General features: G+C 71.4%; 16 protein-coding genes. All 16 read left to right on the forward strand.

What is annotated here, in order from left to right; all coding sequences use genetic code 11:
- The first annotated feature begins 9 nt into the window (after positions 1–9).
- Genes HNQ05_RS08075 through nusB form a run of 16 tightly spaced genes read left to right on the forward strand, consistent with a single transcriptional unit; the run spans position 10 to position 16,063 of the window.
- Positions 10–825 carry an SPOR domain-containing protein gene (locus HNQ05_RS08075; RefSeq protein WP_183677733.1) on the forward strand — a complete coding sequence of 272 codons (816 nt, stop codon included), beginning with the start codon at positions 10–12 and terminating at the stop codon, positions 823–825.
- Positions 825–1,466 carry a redox-sensing transcriptional repressor Rex gene (locus HNQ05_RS08080; protein ID WP_147149103.1) on the forward strand — a complete coding sequence of 214 codons (642 nt, stop codon included), beginning with the start codon at positions 825–827 and terminating at the stop codon, positions 1,464–1,466. The genes HNQ05_RS08075 and HNQ05_RS08080 overlap by 1 nt, the downstream gene beginning before the upstream one ends.
- On the forward strand, positions 1,463–2,026 hold the full coding sequence (locus tag HNQ05_RS08085; RefSeq protein WP_147149105.1) for a hypothetical protein: 564 nt from the start codon (positions 1,463–1,465) through the stop codon (positions 2,024–2,026). The genes HNQ05_RS08080 and HNQ05_RS08085 overlap by 4 nt, the downstream gene beginning before the upstream one ends.
- 28 nt (positions 2,027–2,054) lie before the next feature.
- Positions 2,055–3,014, forward strand: coding sequence for a polyprenyl synthetase family protein (locus HNQ05_RS08090; protein WP_147149107.1), 960 nt, complete (start codon positions 2,055–2,057; stop codon positions 3,012–3,014).
- Positions 3,015–3,047: 33 nt separating this feature from the next.
- Positions 3,048–4,319, forward strand: a complete 1,272-nt coding sequence (locus HNQ05_RS08095; protein ID WP_147149109.1) for a Glu/Leu/Phe/Val family dehydrogenase — start codon at positions 3,048–3,050, stop codon at positions 4,317–4,319.
- Entirely contained in the window at positions 4,316–5,599 is a 1,284-nt protein-coding gene (locus HNQ05_RS08100; protein ID WP_147149111.1) for a Glu/Leu/Phe/Val family dehydrogenase, read from the forward strand. Before HNQ05_RS08095 ends, HNQ05_RS08100 begins: the two co-directional genes overlap by 4 nt.
- 56 nt (positions 5,600–5,655) lie before the next feature.
- Positions 5,656–6,216, forward strand: a complete 561-nt coding sequence (locus tag HNQ05_RS08105) for a GNAT family N-acetyltransferase (protein ID WP_147149113.1) — start codon at positions 5,656–5,658, stop codon at positions 6,214–6,216.
- On the forward strand, positions 6,194–7,099 hold the full coding sequence (locus HNQ05_RS08110) for a 2-hydroxyacid dehydrogenase (protein ID WP_147149116.1): 906 nt from the start codon (positions 6,194–6,196) through the stop codon (positions 7,097–7,099). Before HNQ05_RS08105 ends, HNQ05_RS08110 begins: the two co-directional genes overlap by 23 nt.
- 25 nt (positions 7,100–7,124) lie before the next feature.
- Entirely contained in the window at positions 7,125–9,911 is a 2,787-nt protein-coding gene (locus HNQ05_RS08115; protein ID WP_183677735.1) for a DUF2325 domain-containing protein, read from the forward strand.
- 25 nt (positions 9,912–9,936) lie between these two features.
- Complete coding sequence (gene tkt, locus HNQ05_RS08120; RefSeq protein WP_147149122.1) at positions 9,937–11,928, forward strand: transketolase; 1,992 nt, start codon at positions 9,937–9,939, stop codon at positions 11,926–11,928.
- Between the two features lie 3 nt (positions 11,929–11,931).
- Entirely contained in the window at positions 11,932–12,840 is a 909-nt protein-coding gene (locus HNQ05_RS08125; RefSeq protein ID WP_147149124.1) for a DUF8754 domain-containing protein, read from the forward strand.
- Positions 12,841–12,864: 24 nt separating this feature from the next.
- Positions 12,865–13,422 carry an elongation factor P gene (gene efp, locus HNQ05_RS08130; RefSeq protein WP_147149126.1) on the forward strand — a complete coding sequence of 186 codons (558 nt, stop codon included), beginning with the start codon at positions 12,865–12,867 and terminating at the stop codon, positions 13,420–13,422.
- Between the two features lie 10 nt (positions 13,423–13,432).
- Entirely contained in the window at positions 13,433–13,936 is a 504-nt protein-coding gene (gene accB / locus HNQ05_RS08135; protein WP_183677737.1) for an acetyl-CoA carboxylase biotin carboxyl carrier protein, read from the forward strand.
- A gap of 7 nt (positions 13,937–13,943) precedes the next feature.
- The gene (gene accC, locus HNQ05_RS08140; protein WP_147149053.1) at positions 13,944–15,284 is read left to right on the forward strand and encodes an acetyl-CoA carboxylase biotin carboxylase subunit; all 1,341 of its coding nucleotides are present in this window, start codon (positions 13,944–13,946) and stop codon (positions 15,282–15,284) included.
- 25 nt (positions 15,285–15,309) lie between these two features.
- Positions 15,310–15,645: an Asp23/Gls24 family envelope stress response protein gene (locus tag HNQ05_RS08145; protein WP_013458280.1), complete on the forward strand. Its 336-nt coding sequence runs from the start codon at positions 15,310–15,312 to the stop codon at positions 15,643–15,645.
- Complete coding sequence (gene nusB, locus HNQ05_RS08150) at positions 15,635–16,063, forward strand: transcription antitermination factor NusB (protein ID WP_147149051.1); 429 nt, start codon at positions 15,635–15,637, stop codon at positions 16,061–16,063. The genes HNQ05_RS08145 and nusB overlap by 11 nt, the downstream gene beginning before the upstream one ends.
- The last annotated feature ends 12 nt before the right edge of the window (positions 16,064–16,075 follow it).

Consider the following 16,075-nt stretch of genomic DNA (forward strand, 5'->3'; position numbering starts at 1 on the left):
GGAGAACCTATGCGCTGGTTACGAGAAAACTGGATTGACGCGCTTATCTTCGCGGTGTTTGCGGTTACGGTCGTCGGGATCGTGCTCTTCCTCACCGGCGTGAACCCCTTCAAGGCCAAGGCCCCGTCCGGGGTGACGGCCCCGGTTCCCATCGCCAGCCCCGCGCCCGACGAGACGGCGCCGGCGGGGGCCGACGCCGAGGCCCCGGCGGCCGACGAGCCGGTCACCGTGGTGCCCCTGCTGCCGGCCGCGCCCGAGACCGCCACGGAGCCGCCCGCCGGCGCGGCTCCGTCCGAACCCGCGGCGGCGACGGCGCCGGCCGCACCCGCCGCGCCCGCGGGCCGTACCGAGACCGCCCCGCCCCCCGCCGCTCCGGCGGGGCCGGAGACGGGCATCTTCCGGGTTTCGGTGGGCGCCTTCGGTAACCCGCTCAACGCGCTGGCGCTGGCCCAGAAGCTGGAGGCCCAGGGCTACGCCGTCCGGCTCGAGCCCGTCGGGCGCGTCACCCGCGTGGCCGTCGGCCCCTTCACCCGCCGCGGCGACGCGGTCCAGGCGGCCGAGCGGCTGTCCGGCTACGAGCCGCAGATCTACCGCGGTGACAGCCCCGAACCCACCCAGACCTACCTGCAGGTTGGGGCCTTCAAGCAGCTGGCGTCGGCCGAGGCCACGGTCCGCACGCTGCGCGACCAGGGGATCGGTCCGGTGGTGCTGCAGTACCGCAAGCCCTGGATCAAGGTCTGGGTCGGCCCCGTTGCCCCCGATCAGCTGGCGGCGCTCAAGCGCCGGCTCGTCGAGGCCGGTTTCGAAGTCGTCGAGGTGCGCTAGTGGCCAAGATTCCGGACGCGACGATCACCCGGCTGGTGCGCTACCTGCGGGCCCTGGAGCGCATGGAGGAGGCCGGCGCGGTGCGCACCTCGAGCGAGGAGCTGGCCCGCGCCACCGGGGTCACCGCGTTCCAGGTGCGCAAGGACCTGGCCTACTTCGGCAGCTACGGCACCCGCGGCGTCGGCTACACCGTCCCGGTCCTGCGGCGGGAGCTGCGCCAGATCCTGGGGCTGGGGCGCAAGTGGCGCCTGATCATCGTGGGCATGGGGCGGCTGGGGCAGGCGCTCGCCGACTACCCCGGACTCGCGGAGGGCTACGAGCTGGTCGCGGGCTTCGACGTCGACCCCGGGATCATCGGCCGCCGGGTGGGTCCGGTGACCGTGCGCCCGCTGGAGGAGCTCGAGGCCACGGTGCGGGACGAGCACGTCGACGTCGCCCTGCTGGCCGTACCCGAAGGGCAGGCCCAGGCCGTGGCCGAGCGGCTGGTCCGCGCCGGGGTGCGGGGGCTGCTCAACTTCGCGCCGGTGGTGCTGAGCCTGCCCGAAGAGGTGGCCGTCGAAAACGTCGACTTTATGGCTGGACTTTCCCGTTTAGGTTTCTTTATGCTGAACCCAAGGTGGCGAGAGGAGATGATGGGATGAAGAAGTGGCTGATCTTAGGGGTAGTGCTCGCGGCCGGGGCGCTGACCTCGTGCGGCATGCTTGATATCGGTTTTAAACAGTACTATCAGGTGAACCTCACGCCGGCCATGTGGGGCTTCGAGGTGACGGATACCGGACTCGTGGTGGTCGGCAACACGGCACAGGTCATCGCGGCCCCGGGGGCGCCCGAAGGCGTGCTCGAGCGCATCGAGGTGCATTACCTGGACGCCGGCGGCAACGAGGTCAAGGTAGGGGATTCTTCCTACGTGGCCAACTACCCCGTTCCCATCCCCGCCGGCATCGTCTGCCCCGCCGCCGACGGCGGCACCCAGCAGTGCACCAAGAGCAGCGAGGGCTGGCAGTACGGCTGGGCGTCTTCGGAGCCCTTCGAGTTCAGCCTGGACGGCGACATCGCCTCGCGGGTCTACGAAGCCTACCTCAACGACGCCAACTACCTCGACTGGCACGCGCGCGCGATCTTCTTCGCGCGCACCTCGAACGGCAAGAGCGTTCAATGGGAGCAGGACATCAAGATCATCTTCCCGCTGAAGGCGCAGTAGCCCGGCATCTGCGGGTATACTCGACTCGGTGAGCGTAGAGCCGTCGTTGTCCGCCCTGCCCGAACCGGGCGAAGCCTTCGAGCGAAGGTTGCGCGCCCTGCTTCGTTCCGACGTCGAGTTCATCCAGCTGATCGAAGACGATCTGATCGCCGCCGGGGGCAAGCGCATCCGCCCCCGGCTCGCGTTGCTGGCCAGCCGCGCCCTGGGGGGCGTGCCCCACGAGATGGAGCTGGCGCTGGCCGTGGAGCTGCTGCACTCGGCGACGCTGCTCCACGACGACCTCGTCGACGACGCCGAGACCCGCCGCGGCCGCGAGGCCGCCTTCCGCAAGTACGGGAACGCCGTCTCCGTCCTTTCCGGCGACTACCTGCTCAGTCGTGTCCTCTTCCTGCTGGCCGAGACCGGCCGCATCGAGCTCGTGCACCTCTTTGCCGAGGCGGCGCGGCAGCTGGCCGAGGGCGAGGTGCTGCAGTTCCAGGCCGCGGCCTACCAGGAGTATTCGGAGGCCCAGTACTACCGCATCATCGAGAGCAAGACCGCGGCGCTGATGCGCGCGGCCACCGAGGGCGCGGCCCTTTTGGGGCGGGCGCCCGCGGCCCTGCGCGAGGCGCTGGTCGTCTACGGCCGCGAGTACGGCATGGCCTTCCAGATGCGCGACGACTACCTCGATCTCATGGGGGCTTCGGAACGCCTGGGGAAGCCCGTGGGCGGCGACGTGCGCGAAGGCAAGGTCACGCTGATCACGCTCTGGCTGCTCGAGGCCGAACCCGAGCGCGTAGGGCAGGTGCTGCTGCGGCGCGGGCGCGAGCCCGACGACGTCGCCTTCCTGCGGGAGCTGGCGGTGCGCAGCGGCGTGGCCGAACGCGTCGTCGAGGTGATCGGCGAACGCATTCGCCGCGCTCTGGCGGCGCTGGAGGTGCTGCCCGGCTCCGAAGCGAAGGCCGCGCTGGAAGGTTTGGCCCTTGCGGAACTGGAGCGCTTGCAGTAGACCTAAGCATCGTGGCGGACCAAGGAGGTACCCATGCTCAAGAGCGCCTACAAACCTCCCGGTGAGCCGGGGCTATGGCATGACTTTCTGGCTCAGCTCGAACGCACCTTGGCGCATGTGAACGCCCACCCGGCCACCGTGGAGTACCTGACCCACCCCCGAAGAACGGTGGCCCTGACCGTGCCCGTCCAGCTCGATGACGGCACGGTCAGTTTCTTCAGCGGCTACCGGGTCGTCCACAACATCGCCCTGGGGCCGGCGCGCGGCGGCGTGCGCTACCACCCCCGCGTCTCCCTGGGGCAGTCGGTGGGGCTCGCGGCCATCGCCACCATCCAGTCGGCCGTCTTCCGCCTTCCCTACGGCGGTGCCGCCGGGGGCGTGTCGGTGAACCCGCGCAAGCTCTCCCTCGGCGAGGTCGAGCGGCTGACCCGCCGCTACGCCGCCGAGCTCGTGGACGTGATCGGTCCTGACAAGGACATCCTGGGGCCCGACCTGGGGACGGGCGAGCGCGAGATGGCCTGGATGATGGACACCTTCTCCACCAACCGCGGCTTCACCGAGCCCGGCGTCGTCACCGGAAAGCCCCCGCAGCTCGGGGGCGTTTCCAAGCGCGGCGAGGCCGTAGGCCGCGGCGTCCTCTACGCCGTCGAGGCCTTCACCCGCTTTCAGGAGCAGGACCTCGCCGGCAGCACCGTAGCGGTGCAGGGGTACGGCAAGGTGGGCCGCGCGGTGGCGCGGCTCTTTTCCGAGGCGGGGGCGAAGGTGGTCGCGGTCTCCGACGAGTGGGGCGCGGTCTACAACCCGGACGGCCTCGACTACAAGGCGTTGCTGGCGCACTTCAAGGAAACGGGCCGCGTCGAGGGCTTCGCCGGGGCCCACACCATCGGCCGCGACGCCCTGGTGGGCCTGAACGCCGACTTCCTGATCCTGGCGGCCCTGGAGGGACTGATCAACGAGGGCAACGTGGATCAGGTGCGGGCCAAGGTGATCGTCGAGTCCGCCGTCGGGGCGGTGACCGCCGACGCCGACGCCGAACTGCGGCGCCGCGGGGTTCCGGTCGTGCCCGACGTGATCGCCGGCGGCGGGGGCTTGACGATGGACTACCTCGAGTGGGTGCAGAACTTCTCGATGTTCAACTGGTCGGAGGACCGCGTCTGGTCGGCGATGCAGCGCCGGGTGGCCCAGACGCTGGAAGAGGTGTGCACGTACGCGGAGGCCCACGCGATCGATCTGCGGCTGGCCTCCTACGCCATCGCGGTAGATCAGATCAACTTCTCCACGCACATGCGGGGGGTGTATCCATGAAGAGCGAACCGTTGTCCTACCTGCCGTCCGGCGACCAAGGCCCCTGGGGGATCTACCTGGAACAGGTCGAGCGCGTCACCCCCTACCTGGGCAAGCTCAAGTACTGGGTCGACACCCTGAAGCGGCCCAAGCGCATCCTCATCGTCGACGTGCCCATCCACCTCGACGACGGCACCGTGGTCCACTTCGAGGGCTACCGGGTGCAGCACAACACCTCGCGCGGGCCCGCCAAGGGCGGCGTGCGCTACCACCAGGACGTGACGCTTTCCGAGGTGATGGCGCTGGCGGCCTGGATGAGCATCAAGAACGCCGCCGTGGGGCTGCCCTACGGCGGCGGTAAGGGCGGCATCCGCCTCGACCCGCGGCAGCTTTCCCCCTCGGAGCTCGAGCGCGTCACCCGCCGCTTCACCTCCGAGATCGGCATCCTCATCGGCCCCAAGAAGGACATCCCCGCCCCCGACGTGGGCACCGGCCAGCGCGAGATGGCCTGGATGATGGACACCTACTCGATGAACGTGGGTTCGACCACCCCCGGCGTCGTCACCGGCAAGCCGATCGCCATCGGCGGTTCGCTGGGCCGGCAGGACGCGACCGGCAACGGGGTCTTCTTCACCGCCGCCGCGGCCGCCGAGAAGATCGGCCTGCCCATCGAGGGCAGCCGCGTGGTGATCCAGGGCTTCGGTAACGTGGGCAACGCCGCGGCGCGCGCCTTCTACGACCACGGCGCCAAGATCGTGGCCATCGCCGACGTGACCGGGGCGATCTACAACGAGGAGGGCCTCGACCCCTACGACCTGATCCGCTACGTGGCGGAGTCGGAGACGCGCGGGGTGCGCGGCTACCCGAAGGCCGAGCCGCTGCCCGCCGCCGAGCTCTTCGCGGTTCCCTGCGAGTTCCTGGTGCCGGCGGCGCTGGAGCGCGTGATTACCGAGCAGAACGCCCACAAGGTGCAGACCAAGATCGTCGTCGAGGGCGCGAACGGTCCCACGACGCCGGCGGCCGACGACATCCTCGCCGAGCGCGGCGTCGTCGTGGTGCCCGACGTTCTCGCCAACGCCGGGGGCGTGACGGTCTCGTACTTCGAGTGGGTGCAGGACTTCAACTCCTACTTCTGGACCGAGGAGGAGATCAACCAGAACCTCGAGCGCGTCCTGCGCGAGGCCTTCGAGGCCGTCTGGCAGGTGGCGCAGGACCGCAAGGTGCTGCTGCGCACGGCCGCCTACATCGTGGCGGCGACGCGCATCCTCGAGGCGCGGGCGCTGCGCGGCCTCTACCCCTGAGCCGGCGCGGCCGCGGGGCTTGGTCCGCTTGCGCGGGGATGGGCTAGGCTTGAAGTATGGCACGCCCGCTCGCCGCCGCGCCCGACTGGCCGCACTGCGGCCGGGTCACCCTCAAGCCGTTCGCCTACGGCCTTTCGGCCGAGGAGTGGCGCGGCTTCTGGGAGAGCTTCCGCGACCCGGAGATCGCGGAGTGGAACGGCAACCGCCCGCTGCGGATGCCGCTTTGGCTCTTCAAGCGGGTGGTGCAGGGGGAGATCAAGCGCGGCGACCGCATGGGCTTCGTCATCCTCGACGAACACGGCGACTGGCTGGGCACCCTCGAGCTCTACGAGCTGAAGGGGCGCGAGGCCACCCTGGGCATCATCCTGGGGCGCAAGGACCGCTGGGGGCAGGGCTACGGCCGCGAGGCGGTGCGGGCGCTGCTCGACTACGCCTTCGGCACCCTGGGGCTCGAGCGCGTCAAGCTGCGCACCTTCAGCCACAACCTGCGGGCGCGGCGCGCCTTCGCCGCCGCGGGCTTCCGCGAAGTGGGCTCAGAGGCGCTGCCCGGGGGGAAGCAGGACACCCTGATGGAGGTGCGAAAGGAGGAGTGGCGTGCGCCTTGCGGTGGCGGATGACGTGCGGCCGGTTTACCTGAGCGGGCTTCCCGATGGCGTGGAGGTCGTTCGCTTTCCCGCGGAGGGCGAGCCGGGTCCGGAGGTCCTCGAAGCCGAGTTCGCGGTGCCCACGCGCCGGCGGATGGCCGAGGCCCTGGAGCGGATGCCCCGCCTGCGCGTCGTGCAGACGATCTCGGCCGGGGTGGACTGGGTGCTGCCCCACGTGCCCCCGGGGGTGACGCTCGCCGACGCGCGCGGTGTCCACGACGTGGCCGTGAGCGAGTGGGTGCTGACCGCGCTGCTGACCTCCGTCAAGCGCGTGCCCGAGCTTTGGGAGCGCCAGCAGGCGGCCGCGTGGGAGGGCGGCCTGCGGCCGGGCGAGCTCTGGGGGCAGACCGTGCTCATCCTCGGTTACGGCTCCATCGGGCGGGCGGTCGAGGCGCGGCTCGCGCCCTTCGGGGTTCGCGTCCTGCGCGTCGCCCGCCGCCCGCGTCTCGGCGTAGAGACCCTGGAGGCGCTGGCGGAGCTGCTGCCGCGCGCCGACGCGGTGGTGCTGCTGTTGCCGCTCACCCCGGCGACCCGGGGGCTGGTGGACGCGGACTTTCTGGCGCGGATGAAGCCCGGCGCCCTGCTCGTCAACGCCGGCCGCGGCGCCCTGGTGGACACCGCGGCGCTCTTGGAGGCGCTGCGCGCCGGCCGCGTCCGCGCCGCCCTCGACGTCACCGACCCCGAGCCGCTGCCCGCAGGCCACCCGCTCTGGCGGGCTCCCGGGGTCTGGATTACCCCCCACCTGGCCGGCAGTTCGCCGCGGCTGCGCGAGCGCGGCTTCGCCCTGGTGCGGGCGCAGGTGGCGCGCTACCTGCGCGGCGAGCCGCTGTTCAACGTGGTTCGCGAAGGTTACTGAGCGGCGTAGAATGGGGGCGTACGCCATGGACTTCGATCTCAAGCGCTTCCTGCGCGAGCGGTACCAGGTTTCCGGGCTGGTGGCCCCGGGCCGTTTCGAAAGCGAGCTGGCCAAGCGCATCGGCACTCCGAAGAAGCGCAAACCGGTCCTCGCCGCCTGGCAGGCCTACCTCGGCGAGCCGGGGCGCGAGGCGGTGCGAAGATTTTACGAGCGAACGCTCGAGCCGGGGCCGCACCGGCTCGAGGCCCTGGTCTACGCCCTGCACTACCCCTTCCTGCAGTTCTACGCGCGCGTGGTGCCCGGGCTGCTGCCCGCGAGCGGCCGCGTCCTCGAGGTGGGCGCCTACACCGGGGCGCTCGTGCACGCGCTGGCGCTGCAGCGCCCCGAGCTGGAGTGGCACGCCCTCGAGCCCCTGCCCGCGGCCGTGCGCCGCGGCGAGCAGGTGGGCCGGGAGCTGGGGCTCGAGGTCCGCTGGCACGCGGACTGGTGGGAGACGTTCGAACCCGACGCGCCTTACGACGCCGTCCTGCTGCTTTCGGTTCTCCCCGAAGGGCACCTGCGCACCGACCTGCCTCCCGAGTTCGAAGACGACGCCGCGTTCTACCGCAGCTTCGAGCTGTGCGAGCGCCTGGAGCGGCTGGGGCGGGTGCTGGCGCCGGGCGGCCGCGTCCTCTACGGGCACGGCCCCTTCCTGGGCAAGCACCCCGCCGCCTTCGAACGCCTGCTCGAGGCGATGGGCTTCGAGGAGGTGGAGCGGCACGGTTCCGGCGACTACGTGCTGATCGGGGCCCGCCGCGGGCCGACGCTGCGCGACGCGCGTTCCCTGGGCGCGCGCGCCGCCGCGGTGGCGGACGCGCCCACCGAGGAGCCGCCGGCGGACCGCGCCGAGCAGGCGCGGGCGGCGCTGGCCGCCGGCGACGCGCGGGCGGCGCTGGCAGGGCTCGAGGGCGTGGAGGGCGACGAAGCCGCGGAGCTGCGCGGCCGGGCGTGGGCGGCGCTGGGGCGCTGGCGCGAGGCCGAGGCGGCACTGGCGCAGGCCGCCGGCGAGGAGGCCCGCGACCTGCGGGCCCGGGCGCTGGTCGAGCTGGGCCGTGGAGCCGAGGCGCTGGAGTGGCTCGAACGCCGGGCGGGGCGCGACCCCGAGCGGCTGCGCCTCCTCGCCCGGGCGTACGCCCAGGCGGGCCGCGAAGCCGACGCGCTGCGCGTCTACGCCCGGCTGGGCGGCGAGCGCCCTCCCGGGCTCGAGGCGGTTCTCGAACGTTTCTCGGAGAAGTTGTTCCGCGAGCTGCGCGCGGGCCGGCTGGCCGAAGTGAGCCGGCGGGTGGAGTTCGCCGAGGACCTCTCGCCCGACTTCCTCACCCGCGAGCTGCTCTACCTGGGCCTGCACGCAGCGCTGGGGCAGCGGCTCTGGGCCCGCGCGGAGCGTTACGCGCGCCGCCTCTACGACCTGGGCGAGGTCAGCGGGGCGGTGGGGCTGGCGCTCGCGCACCTGCGCATCCGCGACGTGGACGAGGTCGAGTCGATCGAACGGGCCGACCTGGAAGCCGTCGAGCCCTACCTGACCGACGCGGTGGCGCGCAGCGAGGAGCCGCTGGCGCTGCTGGCGCTGGGGCGGCTGCGCTACGAACAGGGGCGTTACGAAGAGGCACGGCGGCTTCTGGAGCAGGCGGCGCGGGCGGCGCGGGGGGCCCCGGTGGGGGCCGCCTACCGGCTGCTGGCCGAGGTACTCGAGCGCCTCGAGGCCCCGCTGCCGCAGGTCCTGGGGGCGCACAAACGGGCCCACGCCTTCCACCCTTACCCGCCGGGCCGCCTGCTCGAGCTGGCGGAGCGGGCTGCCGCGGCGGGGGAGGAGGTGCTGGCGCGCGAGTTCCTGGGCGCTCTGCGCGAGACCGGGCTGGCCGAGCTGCCGCGGGCGCGCACCGGCGACCTGGTGCGGCTGATCGAGGCCCTGGAGGGCGCGTGGGAGGCCTTCCGGGTGCTCTGGGACGCGCTCGCCCGCACGCCCGGTGCCGGACCCGAGGCGCTGGAGCAGGCCTACCGGCTCTCGCGCCCCTTCGCCGCCGAAGAGGAGGCGGAACGGGCGCTGGCCGCCTACGTGGGGGCGCTCAACCAGCACGGCCGCGCGCAGGAGGCGCTGGCGGTGCTCGAAGCCGAGGTCGAGCGCCGGCCCCACGTGCTCGGCCTGCTCTTCGACCTGGCCGAGCAGTACGAGCGGTTGGCGCGCTTCACCGAGGCCCAGGTCGTCTGGAAGCGCGCCCTCGAGGCCGCCTACTACCAGGAGAAGGACCTGGAGCTGGCGCGCGAGGTGCTGCGCAACCTCCTCTTCCTCAACCCCCACGACCCCGAGCTCGAGCTCTACCTGGGCGAGCTGAAGGCCACCTCGGCCAAGCTCGCCGAGCTCGAGGGCACCCCCGACGCGCTCGCGGGGCAGACCCCCAAGGGCGTGATGACCGCGGACCTGCCGCGCTTCTCCGGGGAGTACCTGATCGTCCTCGGCGGCCACACCCAGCTGCGCAGCCGCCTCAAGCCGCGGCTGGAGGAGCTGGGCCTCAAGGTCGACTGGTTCGACTCCGACTCCACCACCGCGGCGCGCGAGAGCCTGCGCCGCATCCAGAGCCGGCTGGGCCGCGCCCACGGGGTGATGATCGTCAGTTCCTACGTGGGGCACGACCTCTCGGAGCCGGTGCGGGCCGAGGCGCTGGCCCGGGGGGTGCCCGTCTACATCACCCCCGGCCGCGCCCGCGGGGTGACCGGGCTGGTGCGCGCCCTCGCCGAGTTCGCTCCCGAGATCATCAAGAAGGCGATTGGCTAGGCGCCGGCTGGTATGATAGGCGGCGATGACGCAAGAAACCCCCATCGAAAAGCTTGCGATCAACGCGCTAAGGTTCCTGGCCGCCGACGCGGTGGAGGCGGCGAAGTCGGGCCACCCGGGCATGCCCATGGGCGCGGCGCCGATGGCCTACGTGCTGTGGCACGACTTCCTCAAGCACAACCCCGCCGACCCGCGCTGGCCCGACCGTGACCGCTTCGTGCTCTCGGCGGGCCACGGATCGATGCTGCTCTACGCGCTCCTGCACCTCAGCGGCTACGACCTGCCGCTCGAGGAGCTGAAACGCTTCCGCCAGTGGGGTTCGAAGACGCCGGGCCACCCCGAGTACGGCCACACCCCCGGCGTCGAGGTGACCACCGGGCCGCTGGGGCAGGGGATCAGCACCGCCGTGGGGCTGGCCCTCGCCGAGTACAAGCTCGCGGCCGAGTTCAACCGCGAGCGCTTCCGGATCGTCGACCACCACACCTACGTGATCGCCTCCGACGGCGACCTGATGGAGGGCGTCGCCTCCGAGGCCTCGAGCCTCGCGGGGCACTGGAAGCTGGGGAAGCTGATCGTCCTCTGGGACGACAACCGCATCTCCATCGACGGTTCCACCGCGCTGGCTTTCAGCGAGGACGTGCTGGCGCGCTACAAGGCCTACGGCTGGCAGACCCTGGTCGTCGAGGACGGCAACGACACCGGCGAGATCCGCGCGGCCATCGAGGTCGCCCGCGCCCACACCGCCGCCCCGACGCTGATCGCGGTGCGCACCCACATCGGCTACGGCAGCCCTAAGCAGGACACCCCGGACGCCCACGGGGCGCCCCTGGGGGAAGAGGCGCTGGCGGAGACGCGCAAGAAGCTGGGCTGGCCCTACCCGCCCTTCGAGGTGCCCGAGGAGGTCTACGCCCACTACCACCGCGCCCTGGACAAGGGGCTGGCGGCCCAGGAGGCCTGGGAGCAGCGTTTCGAGGCCTACAGCTGGGAGTTCCCGGAGCTGGGGGAGGCGTTCACCCGCCGGGTCGTGCAGGGCGCGCTGCCCGCGGGCTGGCGCGAGCGGCTGCCCCGCTTCGAGGCCGGGGCCAAGGTGGCCACGCGCAAGGCCAGCGGCCAGGTGCTGGCCGCGCTCTCGCCCCATCTGCCCGAGCTCGTGGGCGGCTCGGCCGACCTGACGCCCTCGAACAACACCAAGGCCCCCGACATGGCCGACTTCTCGCCGGAAAATCCCACGGGGCGCTACGTTCACTACGGGGTGCGCGAGCACGCGATGGGGGCGATCCTGAACGGTCTGGCGCTGCACGGGGGCTGGCGCCCCTACGGCGGCACCTTCCTGGTCTTCTCCGACTACATGCGCGGGGCGGTGCGCCTCGCGGCGCTGATGGGCACCCCCGTCGTCTACGTCTGGACCCACGACTCGATCGCCATCGGCGAGGACGGCCCCACCCACCAGCCCGTCGAGCAGCTGATGAGCCTCAGGGCGCTTCCCAACCTGTGGGTGATCCGGCCCGCCGACGCCGCCGAGACCGCCATGGCCTGGCGCATGGCGCTCGAGCGCTCCTCCGGCCCCACCGCGCTGATCCTCACCCGCCAGGGGCTGCCGGTGCTCGACCGCGAGCGCTACGCACCCGCCGAGGAGGCCCTGAAGGGGGGCTACGTCCTCAGCGAACCCCCGGAGCCGCCGCGCGGCGTCCTCGTCGCCACCGGCAGTGAGGTGGCCCTGGCGCTCGAGGCGCAACGGCGGCTCGCGGAAGAGGGCCTGCCCGTCCGCGTCGTCAGCCTGCCCTGCTTCGAGGCCTTCGAGGCCCAGGACGCCGCCTACCGGCGCGCGGTGCTCCCGCCCGAGTTGCCGGCGCTCGCCGTCGAGGCCGGGGCGACGCTGGGCTGGGAACGCTACGCCGACGAGGTGATCGGCCTCGACCGCTTCGGGGCCAGCGCCCCGGGCGAGGTCGTCTACCGCGAGCTGGGCTTCACCGCGGAGCGCGTGGCCGAGCGGATGAAGGCGCTGGTGGAGGGGTAGCTTATGAAAAGGGTCGTCAGCGTATCCATCGGGTCCTCGAAGCGCGATTCCAAGACCGAGGCCGAGTTTTTAGGCCAGCGCTTTTCCATCGAGCGCATCGGCACCGACGGCAGCTTCGAGAAGGCCATCCAGCTCATCCGCGAGCTCGACGCCGACCCCGAGGTGGCCGCGATCGGGCTCGGCGGCATCGACCTCTACCTCTACGCCGCGGGCCGCCGCTACACCATCCGCGACGCCCTCAAGCTGGCGCGCGCCGCGAAGCGAACACCCGTCGTCGACGGTTCGGGACTCAAGCACACCCTCGAGCGCAAGGTGGTGCACGACCTCGACGGCGAGCTGCACTGGAAGGAGCGCAAGGTCGTCATGACCTCGGCGGTCGACCGCTTCGGCATGGCCGAGGCGCTGTGGGAGCACGGCGCGGAGATGGTCTTCGGCGACCTGATCTTCGGCCTGGGCGTGCCCGTACCCATCCGTACCCTGCAGGGCCTGCGCATCCTGGCGCGCATCCTGCTGCCCGTCTTCACCCGGCTGCCCTTCAAGATGCTCTACCCCACGGGCGAAAAGCAGGAGAAGCAGATCCAGGACTGGCGCGGTAAGTACTACGACTGGGCCGACGTGATCGCCGGCGACTTCCTCTACATCAAGCGCTTCATGCCCCCCTCCATCGCGGGCAAGATCGTGCTCACCAACACCACCACCGCGGAGGACGTGGAGATGCTGCGCGCGCGGGGAGCGGCGATGCTGATCACCACCACCCCCCGCCTCGGCGGGCGCAGCTTTGGCACCAACGTCATGGAGGGTGTGATCGTCGCGCTGGCGGGCAAGTACCCGCTGGGCGAGTCCGACTACCTCGAGTACATCGACCGGCTGGGCCTGGGGCCCAACGTCACCCGCTTCGCCGGAAGCGAATAAAATGCGGATTGGAGGCTCACCTGCATGATCAGCGTAACCGACCTGAGACCCGGCACCAAGGTGGAGATGGACGGCGCCCTGTGGGAGTGCGTCGACTATCAGCACCAGAAGATCGGCCGCGGCGGCGCCAAGGTGGTGGCCAAGTTCAAGAACCTCGAGACCGGCGCCACCGTCGAACGCACCTTCAACTCCGGCGAGAAGCTGAAGGACATCTTCGTCGAGGCGCGGGAGATGCAGTACCTCTACCCCGAAGGCGACGACCTGGTGCTCATGGACCTGGAGACCTACGAGCAATACCACGTTCCCCGCGCGGCCGCGGGCGAGGCCGGGAAGTTCCTCAAGGAGGGGATCACCCTGATCGCCGACGTCTACGACGGGCGGGTAATCAAGGTCACGCCCCCCACCGTCGTCGAGCTCGAGGTCACCGAGGCCCCGCCGGGCATCAAGGGCGACACCGCCTCGGGCGGCTCCAAGCCCGCCACCCTCGAGACCGGAGCGGTGGTCAACGTCCCGCTCTTCGTCGAGGCCGGCGAGGTTATCAAGATCGACACCCGCACCGGCGAATACGCCGGCCGGGCCTAGGGAGGCGCACGTGAACGCCAAGGAGATCAAGGCCATCCTGCAGGCGATGGTGGCCACCGAGACCGACGAACTGACGCTCGAGACCCCCGACTTCAAACTGTCGGTGCGGCGCAGCGTGCCCGCGCCGCCCCACGCGCCCGCTCCGGCGCCGCTTCCCGCGGCCGCGCCGGCCGCCCCCGTGCCCGCGGCGCCGCCACCCGCGGCCGAGGCACCCGCAGCGGCGCCCCCCGAGCCGGCGGCCGAGACCGCTCCCGAGGCAGGCGAGTGCCCCGGTTGCGTCGAGATCACCGCACCCATCGTGGGCACCTTCTACCGCAAGCCCGCCCCCGACGCCGAACCCTTCGTGAACGTGGGCGACCGCATCGAGAAGGGGCAGGTCGTCTGCATCATCGAGGCGATGAAGCTCTTCAACGAGATCGAGTCCGAGGTTTCCGGCGTCGTCCGCAAGATCCTGGTCGAGGACGGCGAGCCCGTCGAGTACGGCCAGCCGCTCTTCCTCGTCGAGCCGGCCTAGGGGGCGTATGTTCAAGAAAGTCCTCATCGCCAACCGCGGCGAGATCGCTCTGCGCATCCTGCGGGCGGCGCGCGAGCTGGGCGTGCGCACCGTGGTGGTGCACTCCAAAGCCGACGCCGACAGCCTGCCGGTGCTGCTGGCCGACGAGGCCATCTGCATCGGGCCGCCCAGCCCCCAGCAGAGCTACCTCAACATCCCCAACATTCTCTCGGCCGCCATCATCAGCGGCGCCGACGCCATCCATCCCGGCTACGGCTTCCTCGCCGAGAACGCCCAGTTCGCGGAGATGACGGCGGAACACGGCATCACCTTCATCGGGCCCACGCCCGAGAACATGCGCATGCTCGGGGACAAGGCCACCGCGCGCCGCATCGCCCGCGAGGCGGGGGTGCCGGTGGTTCCTGGCACCGACGCGCTGGAGAACGTGGAGCAGGCCCTCGCCGCCGCCGCTGAGATCGGCTATCCGATCATCCTCAAGGCCTCGGCGGGGGGCGGCGGCCGCGGCATGCGGGTGGTGCACAACCCCGAAGACCTCGAAAACGCGGTGCTGCAGGCGCAGGAGGAGGCGCGCGCCGCCTTCGGCAACCCCGAGATCTACCTGGAGAAGTACGTCGAGGAGCCCAAGCACGTCGAGGTCCAGGTCCTGGGCGACGGCGAGCGGGTGGTGCACCTGTGGGAGCGCGACTGCTCGATCCAGCGGCGGCACCAGAAGCTGCTCGAGGAGGCCCCCTCGATCCTCCCGGACGAGGTGCGCCAGGGCCTGGTCAGCGCCGCGGTCAAGCTGGCCGAGCACATCGGCTACACCTCCGCGGGGACGCTCGAGTTCCTGGTCGATCGCGAGGGCCACTACTACTTCATCGAGATGAACACCCGCATCCAGGTCGAGCACCCGGTCACCGAGATGATCACCGGCGTGGACCTGGTGGCCGAGCAGTTCCGCATCGCCGCTGGCGAGGGCCTGCGCCTGCACCAGGAAGAGATCGAGGCCCGCGGCCACGCCATCGAGGTGCGGATCAACGCCGAGGACCCCGACCGCAACTTCCGACCCTCGATCGGCAAGATCGAGACCCTGCTCTGGCCCGGAGGGAACGGCGTCCGCATCGACTCCCACGTCTACACCGGCTACCAGATCCCCAGCCAGTACGACTCGCTCATCGGCAAGGTGATCGTCTGGGGGGCCGACCGCGAGGAGGCCATCCGGCGCATGAAGCGGGCGCTCTCCGAGACCGTCGTGGACGGCCCCGGCCTGAAGACGACCGTCCCCTTCCACAAAAAGGTGCTCGACAACGCCTTCTTCCGCCGCGGCGCGATCTATACCAACTTCATCGCGCGCCGCATGTCGGAGTGAGCGGGCGATGCGGTAAGGTGGAGCCATGGTGGAGTACGAGCTCAGCGACGCGGCGATCATCGGCATCATCACCCTGAGCCTCGAGGGGCTCGAAGGCGCGCGGCTGGCCAGCGGCGGCGGCCGCAGCGTGGGCGACGTGCTCTCGGGCCGCCGCGGCCGCCCGGTGCGCATCTCCCGCGAGGAGGGGCGCATCCGGGTCGAGCTGCAGCTGGTGGCCCGCTACGGCGAGCCGCTCCGGGAGCTGGCCGAGCAGGTGCAGCGCACCGTCTACGACGTGCTCACGGCCACGACCGGGCTCAAGGTCGAGGCCGTGGACGTGGTCTTCGCCGACGTGACCGCCGAGGGGGAGCATGCGGCGTAGGGCGCGCGAGCTGGCCTTCAAGGTGCTGTTCGAACATCTCCAGGGCGACGTGCCGCTGGAGGAGGCCTGGCGGCACGCGCTCGAGGGGGAGGAGCTGGACGAAGAGGGCCTCGCCTTCGCCCGCCGCCTCGTGGACGGCTTCGCCCGCCGCGCCGCCGAGGTGGACCGCATCCTGGCCGAGACCGTCGAGGGCTGGGACTTCGGCCAGATGTCCAAGACCGACCTGGCGGTGCTGCGCCTGGCCACCTACGAGATGCTCTACGAGGACACCCCCTTCGCGCCGCTGATCGAGGTGGCCGTCAAGATCGCGGGCAAGTACGGCGGGGAGGACTCCGGAAAGTTCGTCAACGGCGTGCTCGCGCGGCTCAAGCGGCGCATCGACGCCGGGGAGCTCACCGCCGCGCCCAAGAAGGACTGAGAGGTGAACGAC

Origin of the sequence: Oceanithermus desulfurans, from assembly GCF_014201675.1 — a bacterium.
Taxonomy (GTDB): domain Bacteria; phylum Deinococcota; class Deinococci; order Deinococcales; family Marinithermaceae; genus Oceanithermus; species Oceanithermus desulfurans.